At 64.3% G+C, this 19,923-nt stretch carries 17 protein-coding genes; 7 read left to right on the top strand and 10 right to left on the bottom strand.

Annotated features, from left to right (window positions below):
• The first annotated feature begins 200 nt into the window (after nucleotides 1-200).
• The gene (glnE, locus tag QZ634_RS15480) at nucleotides 201-2,963 is read left to right on the top strand and encodes a bifunctional [glutamate--ammonia ligase]-adenylyl-L-tyrosine phosphorylase/[glutamate--ammonia-ligase] adenylyltransferase (protein WP_291989880.1); all 2,763 of its coding nucleotides are present in this window, start codon (nucleotides 201-203) and stop codon (nucleotides 2,961-2,963) included.
• A gap of 56 nt (nucleotides 2,964-3,019) precedes the next feature.
• Nucleotides 3,020-3,385: a translation initiation factor Sui1 gene (locus QZ634_RS15475; RefSeq protein WP_291989878.1), complete on the top strand. Its 366-nt coding sequence runs from the start codon at nucleotides 3,020-3,022 to the stop codon at nucleotides 3,383-3,385.
• Nucleotides 3,386-3,447: 62 nt separating this feature from the next.
• Here QZ634_RS15475 and QZ634_RS15470 read toward each other — a convergent pair whose 3' ends face one another.
• A complete protein-coding gene (locus tag QZ634_RS15470; RefSeq protein WP_291989876.1) occupies nucleotides 3,448-4,842 on the bottom strand; it encodes an HDOD domain-containing protein in 1,395 nt (464 codons plus the stop codon).
• A 396-nt stretch (nucleotides 4,843-5,238) separates the two neighbouring features.
• Between QZ634_RS15470 and QZ634_RS15465 the strand changes: the two genes are divergently transcribed.
• Nucleotides 5,239-5,880: a TetR/AcrR family transcriptional regulator gene (locus QZ634_RS15465; RefSeq protein ID WP_291989874.1), complete on the top strand. Its 642-nt coding sequence runs from the start codon at nucleotides 5,239-5,241 to the stop codon at nucleotides 5,878-5,880.
• A 55-nt stretch (nucleotides 5,881-5,935) separates the two neighbouring features.
• Nucleotides 5,936-6,919, top strand: a complete 984-nt coding sequence (locus QZ634_RS15460) for an MDR family oxidoreductase (protein WP_291989872.1) — start codon at nucleotides 5,936-5,938, stop codon at nucleotides 6,917-6,919.
• A 70-nt stretch (nucleotides 6,920-6,989) separates the two neighbouring features.
• On the opposite strand, the gene QZ634_RS15455 is transcribed toward QZ634_RS15460, so the two are convergent.
• The 3 genes from QZ634_RS15455 to QZ634_RS15445 are packed head-to-tail and all read right to left on the bottom strand — an operon-like array spanning nucleotide 6,990 to nucleotide 11,474.
• Entirely contained in the window at nucleotides 6,990-7,217 is a 228-nt protein-coding gene (locus QZ634_RS15455) for a DUF2892 domain-containing protein (RefSeq protein WP_291989870.1), read from the bottom strand.
• Complete coding sequence (locus QZ634_RS15450) at nucleotides 7,214-10,438, bottom strand: efflux RND transporter permease subunit (protein WP_291989868.1); 3,225 nt, start codon at nucleotides 10,436-10,438, stop codon at nucleotides 7,214-7,216. Before QZ634_RS15450 ends, QZ634_RS15455 begins: the two co-directional genes overlap by 4 nt.
• 4 nt (nucleotides 10,439-10,442) lie before the next feature.
• The gene (locus QZ634_RS15445) at nucleotides 10,443-11,474 is read right to left on the bottom strand and encodes an efflux RND transporter periplasmic adaptor subunit (protein WP_291989866.1); all 1,032 of its coding nucleotides are present in this window, start codon (nucleotides 11,472-11,474) and stop codon (nucleotides 10,443-10,445) included.
• Nucleotides 11,475-11,607: 133 nt separating this feature from the next.
• On the opposite strand from QZ634_RS15445, the gene ggt reads away from it, so the two are divergent.
• Nucleotides 11,608-13,404: a gamma-glutamyltransferase gene (gene ggt, locus QZ634_RS15440; RefSeq protein ID WP_291989864.1), complete on the top strand. Its 1,797-nt coding sequence runs from the start codon at nucleotides 11,608-11,610 to the stop codon at nucleotides 13,402-13,404.
• A 1-nt stretch (nucleotide 13,405) separates the two neighbouring features.
• Entirely contained in the window at nucleotides 13,406-14,740 is a 1,335-nt protein-coding gene (locus QZ634_RS15435; RefSeq protein ID WP_291989862.1) for a DUF1615 family protein, read from the top strand.
• A 97-nt stretch (nucleotides 14,741-14,837) separates the two neighbouring features.
• Here the strand turns inward: QZ634_RS15435 and QZ634_RS15430 are convergent, their stop codons facing one another.
• A complete protein-coding gene (locus tag QZ634_RS15430; protein ID WP_291989860.1) occupies nucleotides 14,838-15,464 on the bottom strand; it encodes a hypothetical protein in 627 nt (208 codons plus the stop codon).
• A complete protein-coding gene (locus QZ634_RS15425; protein WP_291989858.1) occupies nucleotides 15,461-16,159 on the bottom strand; it encodes an SURF1 family protein in 699 nt (232 codons plus the stop codon). The genes QZ634_RS15430 and QZ634_RS15425 overlap by 4 nt, the downstream gene beginning before the upstream one ends.
• A 77-nt stretch (nucleotides 16,160-16,236) precedes the next feature.
• Between QZ634_RS15425 and QZ634_RS15420 the strand changes: the two genes are divergently transcribed.
• The gene (locus tag QZ634_RS15420) at nucleotides 16,237-16,437 is read left to right on the top strand and encodes a twin transmembrane helix small protein (protein WP_291989856.1); all 201 of its coding nucleotides are present in this window, start codon (nucleotides 16,237-16,239) and stop codon (nucleotides 16,435-16,437) included.
• A gap of 61 nt (nucleotides 16,438-16,498) precedes the next feature.
• Here QZ634_RS15420 and QZ634_RS15415 read toward each other — a convergent pair whose 3' ends face one another.
• The 4 genes from QZ634_RS15415 to ctaD form a co-directional block, all read right to left on the bottom strand.
• On the bottom strand, nucleotides 16,499-17,353 hold the full coding sequence (locus QZ634_RS15415) for a cytochrome c oxidase subunit 3 (protein ID WP_291989855.1): 855 nt from the start codon (nucleotides 17,351-17,353) through the stop codon (nucleotides 16,499-16,501).
• A gap of 59 nt (nucleotides 17,354-17,412) precedes the next feature.
• Nucleotides 17,413-17,625, bottom strand: a complete 213-nt coding sequence (locus tag QZ634_RS15410) for a DUF2970 domain-containing protein (protein ID WP_291989853.1) — start codon at nucleotides 17,623-17,625, stop codon at nucleotides 17,413-17,415.
• Nucleotides 17,626-17,628: 3 nt separating this feature from the next.
• Entirely contained in the window at nucleotides 17,629-18,198 is a 570-nt protein-coding gene (locus QZ634_RS15405) for a cytochrome c oxidase assembly protein (RefSeq protein ID WP_291989851.1), read from the bottom strand.
• A 109-nt stretch (nucleotides 18,199-18,307) separates the two neighbouring features.
• Complete coding sequence (gene ctaD / locus QZ634_RS15400) at nucleotides 18,308-19,918, bottom strand: cytochrome c oxidase subunit I (RefSeq protein WP_291989849.1); 1,611 nt, start codon at nucleotides 19,916-19,918, stop codon at nucleotides 18,308-18,310.
• Between the last annotated feature and the right edge of the window lie 5 nt (nucleotides 19,919-19,923).

The following is a 19,923-nucleotide window of genomic DNA, read 5'->3' as shown; positions in this document are numbered from 1 at the left end:
GCTTCGGGCGATTGACCGGATGGGCGCGGGGCAGCGCTGCTGTGCATGCGCATGGTGATGTCCAGGAACAAAAATGGCAGCCAGGTTGGCGGCGAGCGACTGCTGTTTTCAGCTTCAAGCCAGCATTGTAACGGCTTTGCCCCTGCTCCCCGGCACCAGGCACAGCGACCCCGCGCAACACTCCATTTACCGAGAACATCATGGATCCGACGATAGAACCCTCCAGCACGTGCCCGGCACCATTGACAAGCGCGCTGCAGGCAGCGCAGAAGCACAGTCATTACCTGCGCAATCTACTCGCCGCCCGCCCCGAAATTGCTGCCTGGCTGGAGGTGCACGCAGCGCAGGCGCTCGGCGTCGAGCAGATGAACGACTTCCTCAACGGCGCTGCGGCGAGTGGTACGCCTGCAACGACTGGCGATGGCCCGCTGAAAAGTGCCCTGCGCGGCCTCCGTCAGCGGGTAATGGCGGCGCTGGTGGTGCGCGACATCGGCGGTCTGGCGACGCTCGCCGAAGTCGTCGAAAGCATGACCGTGCTCGCCGAAATCAGCACCAATCGGGCCCTCGATTTCCATCATCGGCAGCTCTGCGAGCAGTTTGGCGAGCCGCTCGACAGTCACGGGCAAGCACAACGGCTGCTGGTCATCGGCATGGGCAAGCTCGGCGGACGCGAGCTCAACGTCTCGTCCGACGTCGATTACATCTTCATCTATCCGGAGGATGGGCAGACCGCCGGCGAAGGCCGCCGAATCGACAACTACGACTTCTTCCAGCGCCTCGGCAAGCGCCTGATCGGCACTCTCGGCGAGCTCACCGAGGATGGCCGGGTTTTCCGGGTCGACATGCGCTTGCGCCCGAACGGCGATTCCGGACCGCTGGTCTGCTCGCTGGACTCACTCGAACACTACCTGATCGCGCAAGGCCGCGAGTGGGAACGCTACGCCTGGATCAAGGCCAGGGTCTTGAACCACGGCGAGAATCTGCAGCCGCAGTGGGTGAGCGCGCTACAGAACATCTGTCGCCCTTTCGTTTTTCGCAAGTATCTCGACTTTGGCGCCATCAATGCCATGCGCGATCTGCACGCGCAGATTCGCCGCGAGGTGGCGCGCAAGGAAATGGCCGAGCACATCAAGCTGGGCCCGGGTGGCATCCGCGAGATCGAGTTCATCGCCCAGGTCTTCCAGTTGATCCGTGGTGGCCGCGATCCCGTCCTGCAAATAAAACCAACGCTCGAGGTCTTGGCGCTGCTTGCCGAACGCCGCCTGCTGCCCGCCGACAACGAACACGAACTCGCCGCTGCCTACGCTTTCCTGCGCCGCCTCGAACACCGCCTGCAATACGTCAACGACGCCCAGACGCACCGCCTGCCGGGAACCGAAGAGGAGCGTCAGCAAATCGCCAGCTCGCTGAGCTTTGCCGACTGGAGCGCGTTCCTCGCCGTTCTCGACGAGCATCGGGCAATCGTTTCCCGCTGTTTCGAAGCCGTCTTTTCCGAACCGGAGGAAGGCACCCACCCGCTTCTCGGCATCTGGGAAGAAGTCGTCGCCGGCGACGATGGGCTCGAACGTTTGTCCAGCCTCGGCTTCCGCCAGCCGAAAGCAATTCTCGAACGACTGCACGGTTTCCGGCAAAGTAGTCGCTACGTGCAGCTGCCGGCGCCCAACCGCGAGCGCCTCGACGCTCTCGGGCCGCGCCTGATCGAAGCGGCGGCGGCCACCAGCAACCCCGACGCGACCTGGCAGCGCGGCCTCGACTTTCTCGAGACGATCAGCCGCCGAGGCGCCTATCTGGCGCTCCTGCAACAGTACCCGCAAGCGCTGAGCCACCTCGCCGAACTGATCGGCAGCTCGTCCTGGGCCGCCGACTACCTGAACCGGCACCCAATCCTGCTCGACGAGTTGCTGGACTCGCAAATCTTTGACGTGAAGACCGACTGGCAGGAGTTTCGCGACGAACTGCAGCTGCGACTGGCCCAGCATCGCGACGATACCGAGCGCGAGATGGACATCCTGCGCGAGGTGCACCACGCGCAGGTCCTGCACTTCCTGGCGCAGGATATCGCCGGCCTGCACACCGTTGAACACCTGGCCGACCGACTCAGCCAGCTTGCCGACATCCTGGTTCAGACGACGATGGATCTGTGCTGGCGGCGCTTGCGCGATCGCCATCCCCATCCCGAGCAGGCGCCGCGTTTCGCGGTCATTGCCTACGGCAAGCTCGGCGGCAAGGAGCTCGGCTTCGCCTCGGATCTCGACCTGATCTATCTGCACGACGACCCCGCGGACGGCGCGGGCGAAGTCTACGCGCGCCTGGGCCAGCGGATGAGCACCTGGATGTCGAGCCGTACCTCGGCCGGCATGCTCTTCGAGGTCGATCTGCGGCTGCGCCCGAACGGTGATTCGGGAATGCTGGTGTCGCCGATCAGCGCTTTCCGCGACTATCAGTTGAAGAACGCCTGGGCCTGGGAGCATCAGGCGCTGACCCGAGCCCGCTTTTGCGCCGGTGACCCAGCGGTCGGACAGCAGTTCGAAGCGCTGCGCATCGAAATCCTGCGCCAGCCGCGCGATCTGGCCAGGCTCAGGGAAGACGTGCTGTCGATGCGCCAGCGCATGTTCGACGAGCACGGCTCACGCAGCAAGGAAGACTTCGATATCAAGCACGACCGTGGCGGCCTGATCGACGCCGAGTTCATCGTCCAGTACCTGATCCTCGGGCACGCACACGCGCATGCCGAACTATGCGGCAACCTGGGCAATATCGCCCTGCTCGGGATCGCTGCCGAGCTGGGCCTGATCCCGGTCGAACTGGCCGACCCGGCGCGTGACGCGTATCGCGAGCTTCGCCGCTTGCAGCACGTTCTGCGGCTGAACGCGGACCGCCGGGCGCGCGTCGAGCGTGCTTCGGTGAGGCGTCAGATCGAAGCGGTCAGCGCACTGTGGCAGCGGGTCTTCGATGCGTCGTGAGCAGGCGCGGCGGGTGAGCCGCTGCGCTGGCACTGAACAGCAGCGCCAGCGCAGGCATGCGTAAACCTGCCGCCGGAGGGCTGGTCTACTCCACCGACGCCGGCCGCATGTGCCCGTCTTGCCGCAGACCGCTAGCCGGCTGCGTCTGCGCCGCGACGCAGGCGCCATCGCCTGGCCAGGGTGACGGCGGCGTGCGCGTCAGCCGCGAAAGCAAGGGGCGAGGCGGCAAGACAGTCACCCTGGTACGTGGGCTGATGCTCGATGCCGGTGATCTCGCGGCGCTGGCGAAACGCCTGAAGGCCGCCTGCGGAGCCGGTGGCACGGTCAAGGACGGCGTCGTCGAAGTGCAGGGGGATCATTGCGACCGTCTGCTCGAGCACCTCAGAAAGGAGGGGTTCGCAGCCAAGCGGGCGGGCGGCTGAAATGCGCTCGCGCCAGACAGCCGCCGCAGCCAAGGAGCTGGCAGCTCAACCGGAGGCGGCGGTCATTGCCTGGCGGCACCGACGACGTTCTGCGCCCAGTCCAGCGCCTCCAGCATCAGCGCCGCGACCTGCCTTGCGTCGAGCGCACACACGAGCGCGGCGGCGGCGATCTCCTCGGGCGATTTCGATTCGACGGCGATGGCCAGGGCCAGCGCATCGCGCATCGCGCCCGGCTCGCCCTGCAGCGCAGATACGACGTCATCGGGCAGCGAAACCTGCTTCAGAATCTCGGCCAGCGGCTGTTTCATCATGACATCGAGCAGGGAAAACAGCCCGATCATGAACAGTTTGTCGGCGTCCTTCGGCAACTCGCCGCGTCCGGCCAGCCTTTCCATGAAGCGCGCGCGGGTCAGCGCATTCTCGTTCAGGACGCGTCCGACGTAACCCGGCTGATTCAGATCGAAGAGCAGCAGCGAAAGCCAGCGAGAGAACTGGTCCCGACCCAGAATCAGCAGCGCTTGCGGAATCTTGTCGATACTCCTGAGCATGCCGATACCCGGCGAATTGATGTAGCGCAGGAGCTTGTAGGTCAGGATCGGGTCGTTGCGCAGCCGATCGGCGATGTCGGCAAAATCGGCCCCCGAACGAATCATGTTCAGGACTTCGAAAACCAGCAGCCGGTTGACTTCGCTTTTCGGCGGATGCCAGTTCTCACGGCTGCAAACGAAGGGCCCCATGAAATAGTCAAAACCGCTCTGATAGCAGAGACTGAAGTCGTCGGCGGTCTGGATCCTGCCGGCAATGACTCTCGGTTTGGCCTTGCTGGCGTGCAGGTCGACGCACATCTTCTTCAACTGGATGCCGTCGAAAGCCGTGGTGTCGATCTCGACGAGGGTCGCCTGCTCGACAAGATCGGCCATCCCGGGAAGCGGCCGATCGAGCGACCAGCCGTGCCTGACGCCAAGGTCCTGCAAGCGTCGAAGCGCCGTTCGCACCGCAGCGAGATCAGCCTCCACCGCGGTCGCTGGGGTAATCATGATGATCACATTGCGATTGGCGAAGGTGGGCAGGAGAAGGCTGCTCAGCGACGCCGATGACAAGCGAATGAAGGCAAAGCGATTGCCGAGAAGCGAAGAAACCGCCAGCGGCGACAGGTTGTGCAGCAGGGCTTCGTCATGGACCTGACGCAGCTTCGCGCTTTTCTCCAGCATCGCCGATTGCAGGTTGCGCCCAAGAGCGAACTCGTAGCCGGCTATCTGTTCGTTGCGATCGAGCAGCTCCTCGCGGCAGACAAAGGACGTGACGCGCAGCGTTTTGTCGGCTGCCTCCGGCCTTCCCGCCGACCGGAGGGGAGCCAGCGCGTCGAGCTGCTGGGTAGCGGTGTCCGACACGGAAGCCGGAGCAGGAGCAGGAGCAGGCGGGACAAGACCCAGCCAGCGCAGGACAGTCTTAAACACAGGCACTCCCCCTCAGCACTGATCGCATTCTGCCCGGGCATTCGCGCGCCAGCCGTAGCTGCTGGCGGAGTTCCCGGTGGGCCGCCGCCGTTTTGCCATCGTTGACCGCTCCACCCCGAGCCGACGTCGCTTGCGAGCGCATCCATTGCGCATTTCTTGATTCCACGTGCATCCGCAGCGCAAGCCAACGACAGGGCGACTGCCAACGCCCGGCGATTCTAGCACGTCGAAGCTTTCCGACTTCGCTCTGCGACGCCTGCCCAGCAAGTCCCGCCGCGCCGTTCGCCTCAGGAGGCGCCGGGCCGACCCGAATCGACACGCCACCAGCCCAACTCGGGAGGAGTTTGGCGACGAGCTTCTTGACCATTCTAGACAGACAGTCCAATATGGCTGCCAATGGAAACCGCTCGCTCACTCCCTCGCCGTCCGCGCGGTCGCCCGGCCCGCAACGGTCTTGATTACGCTGACACCCGCGCCTTGCTGATTCGCCGCGGGCTTGAAATCCTCACCACCCAGGGCGTCAGTGCAACTGCTCTCGACGATGTCCTGAAATCGATCGACGTGCCGAAGGGCTCCTTCTATCACTACTTCGAGAGCAAGGATGCTTTTGTGGCTGTGACCCTCGACGCCTATGCCGAGTACTTTGCACGCAAGCTCAAGCAACATTTTGACAACCCACTCCTGACACCGCTGACACGACTGGCAGCGTTTGTCGATGACGCCTGTCGCGGCGTCGAGAGACATGCCTTCAGCCGCGGCTGCCTGGTCGGCAATCTGGGCCAGGAAGTCAGCGCACTCGACGAAAGTTTGCGCCTTCGCCTGGAAGCGGTTCTTTGCGACTGGGAGCGAGCCCTAGCGGCGTGCCTGTCCGGCGCAGCAAGCTGCGGCGAACTGACGGCAGACGCCGACTGTCCGGCACTGGCGCACGCTTTCTGGGTTGGCTGGGAAGGAGCCATACTGCGCGCCAGGCTGACGCGCTCGACGGAGCCGATGCGCGCATTCTTCAAGCTCTTCCTGGCGGCCCTGCCACGCCGCTGATATTTTTTGCACGTATAGTTTTCTGGTCCAATTTTCACCACCAAGGAGAAAGACGATGTTCAAGGGAATCCTGATTACCAAAGACGACGGCGTTTACCGGGCGCAGCTGCAGGACATCGACGACGCCGTGCTGCCGGACGCCGACACCACCGTCCAGGTCGAGTGGTCGACGCTCAACTACAAGGACGGTCTGGCCCTGACCGGCAAGTCGCCGGTGGTTCGCCGCTTTCCGATGGTCCCGGGAATCGACTTTGCCGGCACCGTGATCGAGACTTCGAATCCGGCCTGGAAGGTCGGCGACCGTGTCGTTCTCAACGGTTGGGGCGTCGGCGAAACGCACTGCGGCGGCCTCGCCGCGAAGGCCCGCGTCAAGGGTGAATGGCTGGTAGCGCTGCCGGCAAGTTTCAGCGCGCGGCAGGCGATGGCCATCGGCACCGCCGGCTATACCGCGATGCTCTGCGTCCTCGCTCTCGAGAAGCACGGGATCAAGCCTGCCGACGGCGAAATTCTGGTGACCGGCGCCAACGGTGGTGTCGGCAGCGTGGCCATCGCCGTGCTCGCCAAGCTCGGCTATCAGGTGGCTGCCTCGACCGGCCGCCCCGGCGAAGCCGAGCACCTCAAGTCCCTGGGCGCCAGTTCGATCGTCGAACGCAGCGAACTCTCGGCGCCGGGCAAGCCGATCGGCAAGGAACGCTGGGCGGGGGTGATCGACACCGTCGGCAGCCATACCCTGGCCAACGCCTGCGCAACGACCAAGTACCGCGGCGCCGTGGCAGCCTGCGGCCTGGCCGGGGGAATGGATTTCCCGGCGACGGTGGCCCCTTTCATCCTGCGCGGTGTCACGCTCTACGGAATCGACAGCGTGATGGCCCAGCTGACCGTCCGCCAGGAAGCCTGGGAACGCCTCGGTCGCGATCTCGAAATCGCCAAGCTGGACGCCATCACGCGTGAAATTCCGCTTTCAGAAGCGGTTGCCGTCGGCGCCGAACTGCTCGCAGGCAAGGTGCGCGGTCGGGTGGTGGTAGACGTCAGTCGGTAGAGCACAGCGGCAGGCTTGGCCGGGCGCGAACGAGCAGCAGTCGTCGCTCCCGGCGGCGGCGGCGCGCGCTTCAGCGACCGCAGGATGCTTCGTCGAGCCGCTTCATGCCGAGCTTGACCATGAGACTCTCGGCCGGGCAGAAGCGGGTGAAGCCGCTCTGGAGGAGGTTGGCGCCGACGAAGGTGGTCAGCCACAGGAAGTGCCCGGAAACGAAGAGCGGGCTGGCTTCGACGCCCAGGGCGAGCGAGATGAGGATGAAGCTGCCGGCCATGATGTGCACGGCACGATCGGTGGTCATATCTGGTTCTCCTTTCTGAAGGCTGCGTAGTACAACACCGGGATCACCACCAGCGTGAGCAGGGTGGAGACGAAGATGCCGAAGATCAGGCTGATCGCCAGCCCGTTGAAGATCGGGTCGTCGAGAATGAACATTGCGCCGAGCATCGCTGCCAGCCCGGTCAGCGCGATCGGTTTGGCGCGCACCGCGGCGGACTGGATTATGGCTTCGCGCAGTTCCATTCCCTCGCCGATCTGCTGACGAATGAAATCGACCAGCAGGATCGAGTTGCGCACGATGATCCCGGCCAGGGCGATCATGCCGATCATCGATGTGGCGGTATATTGGCTGCCGAGCAAGGCGTGCCCCGGCATGACGCCAATGATGGTCAGGGGGATCGGCGCCATGATGATCAGGGGCACCAGGTAGCTCTTGAAGTGCGCGACGACCAGCAGGTAGATCAGGATCAGGCCGACGCCGTAGGCGATGCCCATGTCGCGGAAAGTCTCGTAGGTCACCTGCCACTCGCCGTCCCATTTGATGCTGTACGAGGCGTCCGGCGCGGTCGGCTGCGTGATGAACCACTCGTCGAGCGTGCCGGCGGCGTGATCTACCCCGTCCAGCGCGCGCCCGACGATCTCGCTGCGCGCGGCGAACATGCCGTAGAGCGGCGAATCGAGCTTGCCGCCCATATCGGCAACGACGTAGACCACTGGCAGCAGGTTCTTGTGGTATATCGCCTGCTCGCGACCCAGCTCGCGCACTTCGACGAGTTCGGAAACCGGCACCAGCTGCCCGTCGCGCGAGCGCACGCGCAGCTTGAGCAGCGCGTCGAGCGTGCTCTGCTGCTCGGCCGGCAGCGTCAGACGAACCGGGATTTCGTACTTCGAACCGGTATTGTGCACCGGCGTGACGTCGTTGCCGGCGATGGCCATGCGGGTGACCTCGACGATGTCGCTTTGCGCGACGCCGAGCAGCGCAGCCTTGTTCTGCAGAACGTGCAGGACACTGCGCTGGCCGCCGGCATTGACCGAGTCGTCGATGGCCACCAGATCCGGCGTCGCTTCGAGGACCTTGCGTACTTCCTTGGCCACCGCCCTCTGCCCGCGGTAGTCCGGACCATAGACCTCGGCGACGATCGGCGAAAGCACCGGCGGCCCCGGCGGCACTTCGACGACCTTGGCGTTGCCGCCGGCGCGCTTGCCGATCGCTTCGATCGCCTCGCGCACCGAGATGGCGATCTCGTGACTCTTGCGTGCGCGCTGCTGGTGGTCGACCAGGTTGACCTGCAGATCGCCGAGTTCGGGTGCGGCGCGCAGGTAGTATTGACGCACCAGCCCATTGAAGTTAATCGGGCTGGCGGTACCGGCGTAGGCCTGGTAGTTGCTCACTTCCGGCACTTTGCCGATGGCGGCGCCGAGCTCGTGCAACACGCGCGCTGTTTCCTCGAGCGGCGTGCCCACCGGCATGTCGAGCACCACCTGAAATTCGCTCTTGTTGTCGAAGGGCAACATCTTCAGCACGACCAGCTGCACCGCTGCCAGGGCCACCGAACCGGCGATCAGCAACACGATCACGAGGAGCAGCCAGCGGCGCGCCGCGCCACCTTTCCGCGCATCGAGAAACGGCGTCAGCAGGCGGCGAAACAGGCGGTCGAGCCGGCTTTGGCTTGGCGAATCGCCCACCCCGTGCGACACACCATCGGCAACCGCGTGCGGAGTCTTCGCCAGCAGCCGGGCGGCCAGCCACGGCGTGACGACAAAGGCGACGGCCAGCGAAATGAACATGCCGAGCGACGAGTTGATCGGGATCGGGCTCATGTACGGCCCCATCAGGCCGGTGACGAAAGCCATCGGCAGCAGCGCGGCGATGACCGTGAAAGTGGCCAGTATCGTCGGGCCGCCGACCTCGTCGACGGCCAGCGGGATGATTTCGAGCAGCGGCTTGCCCGGCTGCAGTGCCTGCCAACGGTGAATGTTCTCGACGACGACGATGGCGTCATCGACGAGAATGCCGATCGAGAAGATCAGCGCGAAGAGCGAAACGCGGTTGAGCGTGAATCCCCAGGCCCAGGAGGCAAAGAGCGTCGCGGCGAGGGTCAGGCTGACCGCAACACCGACGATCAGCGCTTCGCGTCGGCCGAGGGCGAAGAAGACCAGCAGAACCACGAAAGCGGTGGCGAAGACCAGCTTGCCGATCAGCTTCTGTGCCTTGTCGGTTGCCGTCTGGCCGTAATTGCGCGTCGTCGTGACCTCGATGCCAGCCGGGATCAAGGTGCCCTTGAGTGATTCGGCGCGGGCAATGACCGCGCTGGCAACGTCGGCAGCATTGACTCCGGGCTTCTTCGAGACCTGTACGGTGACCGCCGGAAATTCGCCGTCGCGGTTGCCGAACCAGACGTACTGGCGCGGCTGATCAGGTCCTTCCTCGACGTCGGCGACGTCGCTGATGAAAACCGGCTTGCGCTCGCCAGCGCTGCCACGAACGGCGACGACCAGTTGCCTGACGTCGGCGGCCGATTCGAGATAGCTGCCCGTCTCGACGAGGACCTCGCGGTTGCCGGCGACCAGGTTTCCCGACGTCTGGCGGGCGTTACCGAGCCGCAAGGCGGCGGCAATATCCTGTGCCGTCACCGCAAAGGCGTTCATGCGCTCGCTGTCCATCGACACGCGCAGAACATGATTCGGGCCGCCAAGCGTGGACACGTCGCGTGTTCCCTTGACCCGCTTGAAGTCGACTTCGGCAGCGCGCGCCACCTGCTGCAGCTCGAAAGCCGAGCGCGCAGGATCGGCGGTCCAGAAGGTCAGCGAGACGATCGGCACGTCGTCGATGCCGCGCGGCTTGACCACCGGTTCGAGGACGCCGAGATTCGGCGACAGCCAGTCGCGATTGGAATGCACGCTATCGTACAGACGCACGACGGCATCGTTGTACTTGACGCCAACTTCGAACTGCACGGTGACCACCGCCATCCCCGGCTGCGACATCGAGTACACGTGTTCGACGCCGGACATGCGCGACAGGACCTGTTCGGCCGGCGTGGCCACCAGGTTCTCGACATCTTGTACCGACGCACCGGGGAAGGCGATGAACACGTCGGCCATGGTGACATCGATCTGCGGCTCCTCCTCACGCGGCGTCACCAGGGTGGCGAAGATGCCCATCAGCAGAGCGACCAGCGCCAGCAAGGGCGTCATCTGCGAGCTGACGAAGTAGCGTGCAATGCGGCCGGAGGCACCCATCGTGCTACTCACCCGGCCGCTTCGCCGACTTCAGCACGATGGCCGCTTTCACTGGGTCGAGGACGACGCGCTCACCGGCGTGTAGACCAGCCAGCACTTCGACCTCGCCGACGCCGACGCCTTCGCCAAGACGCAGCTGACGCAAGGACAGTGCGCCGTCCTGATTCTGGACGTAAACCGCAGCCACCGCGCCGCGGCGCACGACTGAGGCCTGCGGCACGGTGAGCTTGGTCGCCTGGCCGATGACGAAGTGCACCCGCGCGTGCATGCCGGGGACGATTTCGATGAGGTCGTTGCCAGCAGCGGGCAGGCCGACACGCACTGCCGAGACATGCGTCGCCGCGTCAGCGGTCGGCAGCACGGTGACGCTGCCGGCATCCACCCACTTGCCAAGTTCGGGGAATTCGACGCGCGCCTGCTTTACCGCGCGCATCTGCGCCAGCCGATACTGCGGGACGCTGGCGGCGACGCGAAGGCCGTTCGGATCGTGGATGATCAACAGCGGCCTTCCCGGCGCCGCCATCTCGCCGAGCTCGGTCAGGCGCGCGGCGACGACTCCGGAGATCGGGGCCCGTACGGTCGCGTGTCCGGCACCCACTGCGCTTTGCCCGCGCGCCGCCTGCGCGGTGTCCAGGTCGGCTTTCGCCTTATCCACCGCCGCCTGGCTGACGAAGCCTTGCTGGCGCAGACTCAGGGTGCGCTCGTAGTGAGCGCGCGCATTGCCATACACGGCTGCCGCGGCAGCCGCAGCCTCGTTGGCCTCGCGCGCGTCGATCTTCATCAAGAGATCGCCTTTGCGGACCACCTGCCCGGCGTCGACCAGCACTTCGACGACGCGACCGGAGACCTGCGCCGCCAGCGTCGCCTGAGTGACCGCCTCGACCACGGCCTCGGCGGGCAACGTCAGCTCAACCGCATGCGGCTCGACAACGACTGACGGCAACGCTTCCGCGTGCACGGCAAGGGAAACGGCGGCGGCCACACTGGCCAGCAGTCCATGCCACCAGAAGATTCGGGGTGCGGGGTCGTTCATCATGTATATAAGCATATACTGATATAGATTCGCAGACAAGGCCTGTATCGCTTAGAGAGTATTCAGGTTCGTTTCCCCTTGACGTTTGCCTGCCTTCAATGAGACAAAGTGCTGTTCTGTCCACCCGGATGCCACCATGAAGCCTGCCTATTTGGTTCTGCTCTCGGCCTTGCTCGCTGCCGGCTGTTCACACGTCCCAACGACAGCGCACACGAGCAGCGCCTCCGCTAGCGGAGTGCATCAACCGGAAGGGACCTCAGCGCCGACCGCGCAGTCCGGCTGGAGCGGGCAGTACTTCGCGATTGCCGCCGCACATCCGCTGGCCAGTGACGCGGGACTGGAGATTCTGCAGGCCGGCGGCTCGGCAGTCGATGCGGCAATTGCCGCGCAGATGGTCCTGACGCTGGTCGAACCGCAGTCGAGTGGCATCGGCGGCGGTGCTTTCCTGATGCACTACGATGGTCGTGAAATCACCGCTTTCGATGGCCGCGAGACGGCACCGGCAGGAGTCAGCGAAACGCTGTTCATTCGCGCCGACGGTAAACCGATGGCCTTTCGCGAGGCAGTGGTGGGCGGCCGCGCGGTCGGCGTTCCGGGTACCGTGCGGATGCTTGAAATGGCGCACGCCGAGTACGGGCGGCTACCCTGGGCACGTCTCTTCGCGCCGGCGATAAGCCTCGCCGAGGATGGCTTCCCGCTCAGCTTTCGCCTGTACACGCTGCTCAGGAGCGAGCGGGATCTGCGCAAGGATCCCAAGGCAGGGCCCTACTTCTACGACCGCGATGGCGAGCCGCACCCGGTGGGCACGATCCTGCGCAATAACGAGCTGGCGGCTGTCCTGCGCCGGATCGCCAGCGAAGGCTCGAAGGCGTTTTACGAAGGCGAGGTCGCGCAGGCGGTTGTCGACCGGGTGCGCCAGCACCCGGACAACCCGGGCCACCTGAGCCTGGCCGACATGGCCGGCTACCAGGCGAAGCGGCGCGCGCCGCTGTGCTCCACCTACGAACCGCGGGCGGTGTTGCCGCCGCGCAGTTACCGCATATGTGGCTTTCCGCCACCCAGTTCAGGGGAGATCGCGATCGCCCAGATTCTCGGTATTCTCGACCGCACACGCGCCCCCTTCCTGCGCTTCGAAGATCCCCTGTGGATGCACTATTACACTGAAGCGGCACGCCTGGCGTTCGCCGATCGGGCCCAGTATATTGCCGACCCGGACTTCGTTGCCGCACCGGCGGGCAGCTGGGCGTCGCTGATCCGGCCGGACTACCTGGCCGAAAGGGCGCGGCTGATCGGTCCGCAGAGCATGCAGGTCGCCAAGGCGGGCACCCCGACGGCGCTCAAGGCGACTCTTGCACCGATGCCCGAGCAGGTCGAGTACGGTACTTCGCATATCAGCGTCGTGGACGCCTACGGCAACGCCGTGGCGATGACCAGCAGCATCGAGGACGCCTTTGGTGCGCGCCAGATGGTGCGCGGCTTCCTGCTCAACAACGAACTCACCGATTTTTCGTTCCTGCCCAGCGACAGCAGCGGCACGCCGATCGCCAACCGCGTCGAGCCGGGCAAACGGCCCCGCTCGTCGATGAGCCCGACGCTGGTATTCGACAACGACAGCGGCGAGCTGCTGATGACTGGCGGCTCGCCGGGTGGAGCGATGATCATCCACTACACTGCCAAGCTGCTTTACGCGACGCTCAATTGGGGCCTGACCCCACAGGAGGCCATCAACCTGCCCAACTTTGGCTCGCTTAACGGTCCGACCCTGCTCGAGGAGCAGCGTTTTTCGCCCGACTTTGTCACCGCCCTTCAGGCCAGAGGCCACACGGTCCGGGAGATCGGATTGAGCAGTGGTCTGCAGGCGATTCAGAAACGGCGGGGCGCTTACCTCGGCGGCGCCGATCCGCGCCGTGAGGGCCGGGTGATGGGCGAGTAGGGTGAGGGTCCTGGTTCTCGCACGCGCCGCCCGCCTGGCGGTCGCCTGTCGCGCCGGACCTGGCAGCCGAGGCCTGGTTCCCGATCGCGGCCGCCGGGAAGATCCGCAAACCCTCTACACACCGGCATGCCTGGTGTTGATCGCAGCCGCCCTCGCCGGCTGCGCGACTGACGGCGGCTACGAATCGCGACCAGCCCCCGTGCCACACGAAGCGCAACCACCCTCGCCAGCGCCCTCCGCAGGCAAGGTGCCGCCGACTCCTTCGCCGGCGGCACCGGTTACGCTGCCAGCGCGAACACCGTACCCTGGCAACCTCGAAGGCCAGGCGCGGGTCGGCCGCCTGCTGCCCCGGCAGATCGCTGATCGCGCCGGCTGGGCGACGGATATCTTTGCCGCTTTCGCAGCGCTGCGCATTCCGCCAACACCCGAGAATCTCTGCGCAGCGGTGTCGGTCATCGCGCAGGAATCGAGCTTCCAGGCCGATCCACCGGTTCCTGGCCTGGCCCGAATCGTCTGGAAGGAACTCGAACGGCGGCGCGAGAAATACGCCATCCCGCAACTCGTACTCGACCTGGCGGTGCGCAAGTCATCACCGGATGGCAGCACTTACAAGGCACGCATCGACGCCCTGCGCACCGAAAAGCAGATGAACACCCTTTACGACGACATGATCTCGGAGCTTCCCGGCGGCAAGACACTGTTCGCCGGCTACAACCCGGTGCGCACCGGGGGCCCGATGCAGGTCAGCGTCGACTTTGCAGAGGAGCACCTGCGGAACCGGCCCTACCCCTACCCACGCCAGGGCAGCGTCCGGGACGAGGTGTTCACCCGCCGCGGCGGCGTCTATTTCGGGGTAGCCATCCTGCTCGACTACCCGACCAGTTACAGCCAGATGATCTACCGCTTTGCCGACTTCAACGCCGGTCGCTACAGCAGCCGTAACGCTGCCTTCCAGAACGCCGCCGCCGGCCTTGGCGGGCAGCGGCTGACCCTCGACGGCGACCTCTTGCGCTACAAGGATGGCAGGCCCGCCGGCGAATCCAGCGACACCCTGCGCGCGCTACTCGCCCTGGGACCACGCCTGCAACTCAGCGCGGCCGAGATCGAGCGCGATCTCAAACTCGAGAAAAGCTTCGCCTTTGAGCAGTCGACGCTCTATCGCCGCTTATTCACGACTGCCGACGCGACGCGCCAGGAAAACTGGCCGCGCGAATTGCTCCCCCGCATCGAACTGAAAAGTCCGAAGATCACTCGCCAGCTGACCACCGAGTGGTTCGCGAGGCGAGTCGACGACCGCTACCGAAGCTGTCTCGAACGAAGCAAGGACGAGAGCTGACTCAAACCGCCAAGCGGCCACGCGCGGCCCGGCTCACTTCGGCAGGCAGCCTCCCGGCCGGGAAGCAAGCCACCCCATGTGCACTCGGAGCAATTACTCAGAACTTGATCAGTTTTCCGAGTTCGCGGATGAAGCCCTTAGGCTCGGCGTCGTCCGGGTAGCGAAAGACGAGGAAACCCCGCCGGTCTACGAGATTGATCTTGCGCGCGTCAGCTCCCCCGAGAAGCGCGAAGAGCTTCTCATCGCTGGCCTTGACGAGCACCAGATCCGGGTGTGCCGCGAGCAGCTCGGTCGCCGGTGCCGTGCCATCGGTAATCAGCCAGAGCCGTTCCAGGCGCGCCATATTGCGCCCCTGCGCCGTCCGCGCCTGGCGGGTCAGGTAGAGCGTGTGTTGACAGCGTTCATCGCAAGCGCCAGGGGCCGCGAAAATCGCCAGCCACCTGCCGCTGACTTCCGGATGCTCGACGACCGCGCCGTCCCAGCGCTGCAGCATCTCGAAAGGCAGCTGCACCGGCTCTGCCAGCGGCTGACCGACCATCGCCGCAGCCTCGGGGGGCGAAACGAAGCGAAAGTACAGGGCGGCGAGAAGAGGCAGCACACATACCGCAATGACGGCGAGCAACGTCAATCGACCCTTGCGCTGGCGGGCGCGCATGCCCGCGGGGGTGAGGGTGGGAGGGGAAGCGCCTTCGAGCGGCTCTATCGTCTGTTGCGGTGTATTCATTTATCCTGCCATGCAAAGAAGCCGTAGGCTACGGCCATGAGAGCGAAAACCAGCCACATGGCCGCGTAGCCATAGTGTTTCGTCCCGGGATTATCCGCACTGCCCCAGTCACGGGCCAGGCCATCGCCTTCTCCGCCCGTTTGCAGGAGGATCACCGGCAGGGCGTCGAGACCGCTGCGCTGACGGTAATCGGCTTCGCGCACGTGTTGCCAGAGGGGCCCTTCGGGCTCGCTTCGCTGGAGCTCGAAAATCCGCGTTTCGAAGCCGCGGGTCACCCCGACGACTTCGATCTCGCCGGCCGGCGTCACCACGGACGGAATATCGGAACGCAGCCGCGGCGCGGCTATCCAGCCTCGATTGACGAGCACGACGGTGTCGCTGCCCGACAACTGCAAGGGCGTCAGGACATGATAGCCCGGTCGGCTACGATTGATCTTGTTGTCCAGAAACAGCACCTTGTCCGCCAGCCAATGGCCGCGCGCCGTCGCTGCTCTATCGATCAGCTCGTCGCCGTCTCGCTGCCGCGCCGACAAGGCGATTGGCGCCGCGATCAGCGCGGCCTGCTCGCGTTCGAAGCGCTCACCGCGGGTTTCAGCGCGCCAGAGCTGGAAGCGCGCCATGGCCAGGCAGGCGAGAACCACCAGGCTGACCAGCAGCAGGCGTACGATACGACGCTTGAACGGGAAAATCGGCATTGGAGAACGCTTGGCCCAGCCCGGGGTCCTATGAGGTCGCTAGTCCGGTAGACTGCGAGCTTTCTGGAGGAAATGCGATGCACATCATCGTTGCGCTGATGCTGATTACGATTGTCGCCAGTCTTGGCAGTGCCCTGGTGTTCATCTACCGCGACCAGGGCCAGGGGAAGACCCGTGCGGTCAAGGCACTCTCCCTGCGCGTCGGTCTGTCGTTTGCGCTGTTCGCGCTGCTCATCGCCTCGCAGCGATTTGGTTGGGTTGGCGAGCGCCTGATGTGACTTGCGGGTGCAGCGGCGCACCATGTGTGCGCCGCGATCCCTGCAATCCGCAATCCCGCTTCTACAGCCAGTAGATGACGATGAACAGACCGAGCCAGACGACGTCAACGAAGTGCCAGTACCAGGCAACCCCTTCGAAGGCGAAATGACGCTCGGCAGTGAAGTGGCCCTTCAGTACTCGGAACAGAATCACCGTCAGCATCGTCACTCCGAGAGTGACGTGGAAACCGTGGAAGCCGGTGAGCATGAAGAAGGTCGACCCGTAAACGCCGGTGGTCATCTTCAGATTCATGTGCCCGTAGGCTTCGGCGTACTCGAAGACCTGCAAGCCAAGAAAGAGCACACCCAGCGCGATGGTCAGCACCAGCCCGATAATCAGCTGCGAGCGCTTCTCCGCAACCAGCCCCCAGTGCGCCCACGTCAGCGTGGCACCGGAAGTCAGCAAAAGCAGCGTATTGATCGCCGGAATTCCCCAGGCGTGCATCTTCGAGAAGGGATCGGTCGCCCCGGGACCCGCACTTGGCCACGAATTCTGGAAGCCTTCCCACAGCGCGGCCTGCGCCGGACTCGCCAGGTCGGGAATCGACAGTACGCGAATATAGAAAAGCGCACCGAAAAAGGCGACGAAGAACATCACCTCGGAGAAAATGAACCAGGCCATTGCCCAGCGAAACGAACGATCGACCTGCAGGTTGTAACGCTGGCCCTCCGATTCGCCGATCACCCGCCCAAACCAGCCGAAGAGCATGGTCGTCAGGACGGCAAAGCCCGCCAGCACAACGAAACCGCCGTTGGCCACCGAATTCATCATCAGCACGGCGCCGCTAGCCAGCAGGAGCAATGCGCACGAGCCCACCAGCGGCCAGTACGACGGCTGGGGAACAAAATAGCGGCTTGCGGATGCGGGGTGACTCATCTTGACTTCCTCCAGATCATATTATCGTTGTTACCCGGTTACTTCGTTGATGCGTCCGATCACTGACGGCTGATGTAAATTGCGACGCTCACCAGCACGAGCACAAAGATCAGCATGAAAACCAATGCAGTGATCAAAATCTGCAACGGCGACAAGGGTGCTACGTCGTGCTCGTGCGGCTTGTGTCCGCGTATTCCCAGCAGAGCCCAGGCAACCGTGCGAATGGTGCTGAGGCGTCGGCCTTTCCCGGTCTGCGTATCGGATGGCGACATTGCTCACTTCCGGCTTTCCACCGGCACCTCGAAAAACGTATATGAAAGCGTGACCGTATTGACCTCTTCGGGCAGCCTGGTATCCAGGAAGAAGACGACCGGCATTTCACGCACTTCGCGCGGCGCAAAAGTCTGCTGCTTGAAGCAAAAGCAATCCAGCTTCTTCACGTAGTTACCCGCATACTGCGGCCCGTAACTGGGCACCGCCTGACCAATGACCGTATGGTCCCGCGTGTTTTCGACCCGATACACGACGTGCACGATATCGCCGGTCTTGGCCGGCAGAATAGGCGTCTGGGGACGAAAAAGCAGCGCCCCGTCATGACTGTTGGCGTCGAACTGCAAGGTCACCGGACGGCCCGGAATTGCCGACGCCGAGATTTCTTGCGCGCGGTCGATATCATACAGCCCGGTCCACTCGCAGAAAGCCCGGTACAGGCCCGGCTGCACCGACACGAAGAGCAGGCTCCCAACCACTATCGCCAGCAGGATCAGCACCAGGCGCCGGTTCTTCCCGGACCGCGACGGCGACTGGGCAGTCTCCGTCGCTGGCGGATGAAGAGCAGGATTCACGTGTTGCCCAGCCACTGCCGGATGATGAAGCTGAGAAAAACGGCGGCCGCGAACAGACCCAGGCCGATCGCGATACGCCGGTTGCTCTGATTTCGTGACGGGTCACGAGTCATCCGTGCGCCTCGGCCTGGTTGAAAGGCGGCGGATCTTCGAAGGTATGGTACGGCGCCGGCGACGGCACGGTCCATTCCAGCCCGTGCGCCCCGTCCCACGGGCGGCTGGCCGCGCGGGCACCGCCCTTGACTGCCTGGATGACGACAACCAGGACCAGCAACTGGCTGAAGCCGAAGCCGAAGGCGCCGATGCCGGAAATCACGTTGAAGTCGGCGAACTGCTGGGCGTAGTCCGGAATCCGTCGCGGCATCCCGGCCAGGCCGAGAAAGTGCTGCGGGAAGAAGGCGATGTTGAAGAAGATCATCGACAGCCAGAAGTGCCACTTGCCGAGGGTTTCGTTGTACATGTGGCCGGTCCACTTCGGCAGCCAGAAGTACAGGCCGGCGTAGGCGGAGAAGAGCGCACCCGCGACCATCACGTAGTGGAAGTGGGCGACGACGTAATAGGTGTCCTGCAACTGGATGTCCACCGCGGTCATCGCCAGCACCAGTCCGGTCAGGCCGCCGATGGTGAACAACACCAGGAAACCTATCGCAAACAGCATTGGCGTCTCAAAGGTCAGCGAGCCGCGCCACATGGTGGTGACCCAGTTGAACACCTTCACCCCGGTCGGCACCGCGATCAGCATCGTCGCGTACATGAAGTAGAGCTGGCCGGTGAGCGGGATGCCGGTGACGTACATGTGGTGCGCCCAGACGAAGAACGAAATCAGTCCGATCGCGGCAATCGCGTAGACCATCGAGACGTAGCCGAACAGCGGCTTGCGCGAGAAAGCCGGGATCACGTGCGAAACGACGCCAAAGGCCGGCAAGGCGATGATGTACACCTCCGGATGGCCAAAGAACCAGAAGATATGCTGGAAGAGCACCGGATCACCGCCACCGGCAGCGCTGAAGAAGCTGGTGCCGAAGTGGCGGTCGGTCAGCAGCATGGTCACCGCACCTGCCAAAATGGGCATCGAGGCGATCAGCAGAAAGGCCGTGACCAGCCAGGTCCAGCAGAACAGCGGCATCTTCATCAGCGTCATGCCGGGGGTGCGCATGTTGAGGATGGTGGTAACGATGTTGATCGAACCCATGATCGACGACATGCCGAGGATGTGCACCGCGAAAATGGCCATGTCCATGCCCATGCCCATCTGGATCGACAGGGGCGGGTACAGGGTCCAGCCGGTACCGGCGGCGCCGCCGGGAACGAAGATCGAGGCGGTCAACAGAATGGCGGCCGGCGGCAACAACCAGAAACTCCAGTTGTTCATGCGTGCGAAGGCCATGTCCGAAGCCCCGATCATCATCGGGATCATCCAGTTGGCGAAGCCGACGAAGGCCGGCATGATCGCACCGAAGACCATGATCAGCGCGTGCAGCGTCAGCATCTGGTTGTAGAACTCGGGCGACACGTACTGCAGCCCGGGCGTAAAGAGCTCGGCGCGGATGATCAGCGACATCGCGCCGCCAACGAGGAACATCACGAAACTGAACCACAGGTACATCGAACCGATGTCCTTGTGGTTGGTGGTGGTCACCCAGCGCTTCCAACCTGTCGGGTGCCCGTGGCTATCGTGGTCGTGGTGGCCGGCGTAACCGGTGTGTGACGTGGCTTGCATAATCA

It is taken from the genome of Candidatus Accumulibacter sp. ACC007 (assembly GCF_907163205.1).
Lineage (GTDB): Bacteria > Pseudomonadota > Gammaproteobacteria > Burkholderiales > Rhodocyclaceae > Accumulibacter > Accumulibacter regalis.
Note: the sequence above shows the minus strand (reverse complement) of the source record. Positions and strands in the feature narration are given on the sequence as shown.

Bases quoted from the DNA above. Each gene is read 5' to 3' on its own strand.
- glnE (WP_291989880.1), top strand. From the start codon at position 201: ATGGATCCGACGATAGAACCCTCCAGCACGTGCCCGGCACCATTGACA.
- QZ634_RS15475 (WP_291989878.1), top strand. From the start codon at position 3,020: ATGCGTAAACCTGCCGCCGGAGGGCTGGTCTACTCCACCGACGCCGGC.
- QZ634_RS15465 (WP_291989874.1), top strand. From the start codon at position 5,239: ATGGAAACCGCTCGCTCACTCCCTCGCCGTCCGCGCGGTCGCCCGGCC.
- QZ634_RS15460 (WP_291989872.1), top strand. From the start codon at position 5,936: ATGTTCAAGGGAATCCTGATTACCAAAGACGACGGCGTTTACCGGGCG.
- QZ634_RS15455 (WP_291989870.1), bottom strand. From the start codon at position 7,217: ATGACCACCGATCGTGCCGTGCACATCATGGCCGGCAGCTTCATCCTC.
- QZ634_RS15450 (WP_291989868.1), bottom strand. From the start codon at position 10,438: ATGGGTGCCTCCGGCCGCATTGCACGCTACTTCGTCAGCTCGCAGATG.
- QZ634_RS15445 (WP_291989866.1), bottom strand. From the start codon at position 11,474: ATGATGAACGACCCCGCACCCCGAATCTTCTGGTGGCATGGACTGCTG.
- ggt (WP_291989864.1), top strand. From the start codon at position 11,608: ATGAAGCCTGCCTATTTGGTTCTGCTCTCGGCCTTGCTCGCTGCCGGC.
- QZ634_RS15430 (WP_291989860.1), bottom strand. From the start codon at position 15,464: ATGAATACACCGCAACAGACGATAGAGCCGCTCGAAGGCGCTTCCCCT.
- QZ634_RS15425 (WP_291989858.1), bottom strand. From the start codon at position 16,159: ATGCCGATTTTCCCGTTCAAGCGTCGTATCGTACGCCTGCTGCTGGTC.
- QZ634_RS15420 (WP_291989856.1), top strand. From the start codon at position 16,237: ATGCACATCATCGTTGCGCTGATGCTGATTACGATTGTCGCCAGTCTT.
- QZ634_RS15415 (WP_291989855.1), bottom strand. From the start codon at position 17,353: ATGAGTCACCCCGCATCCGCAAGCCGCTATTTTGTTCCCCAGCCGTCG.
- QZ634_RS15410 (WP_291989853.1), bottom strand. From the start codon at position 17,625: ATGTCGCCATCCGATACGCAGACCGGGAAAGGCCGACGCCTCAGCACC.
- ctaD (WP_291989849.1), bottom strand. From the start codon at position 19,918: ATGCAAGCCACGTCACACACCGGTTACGCCGGCCACCACGACCACGAT.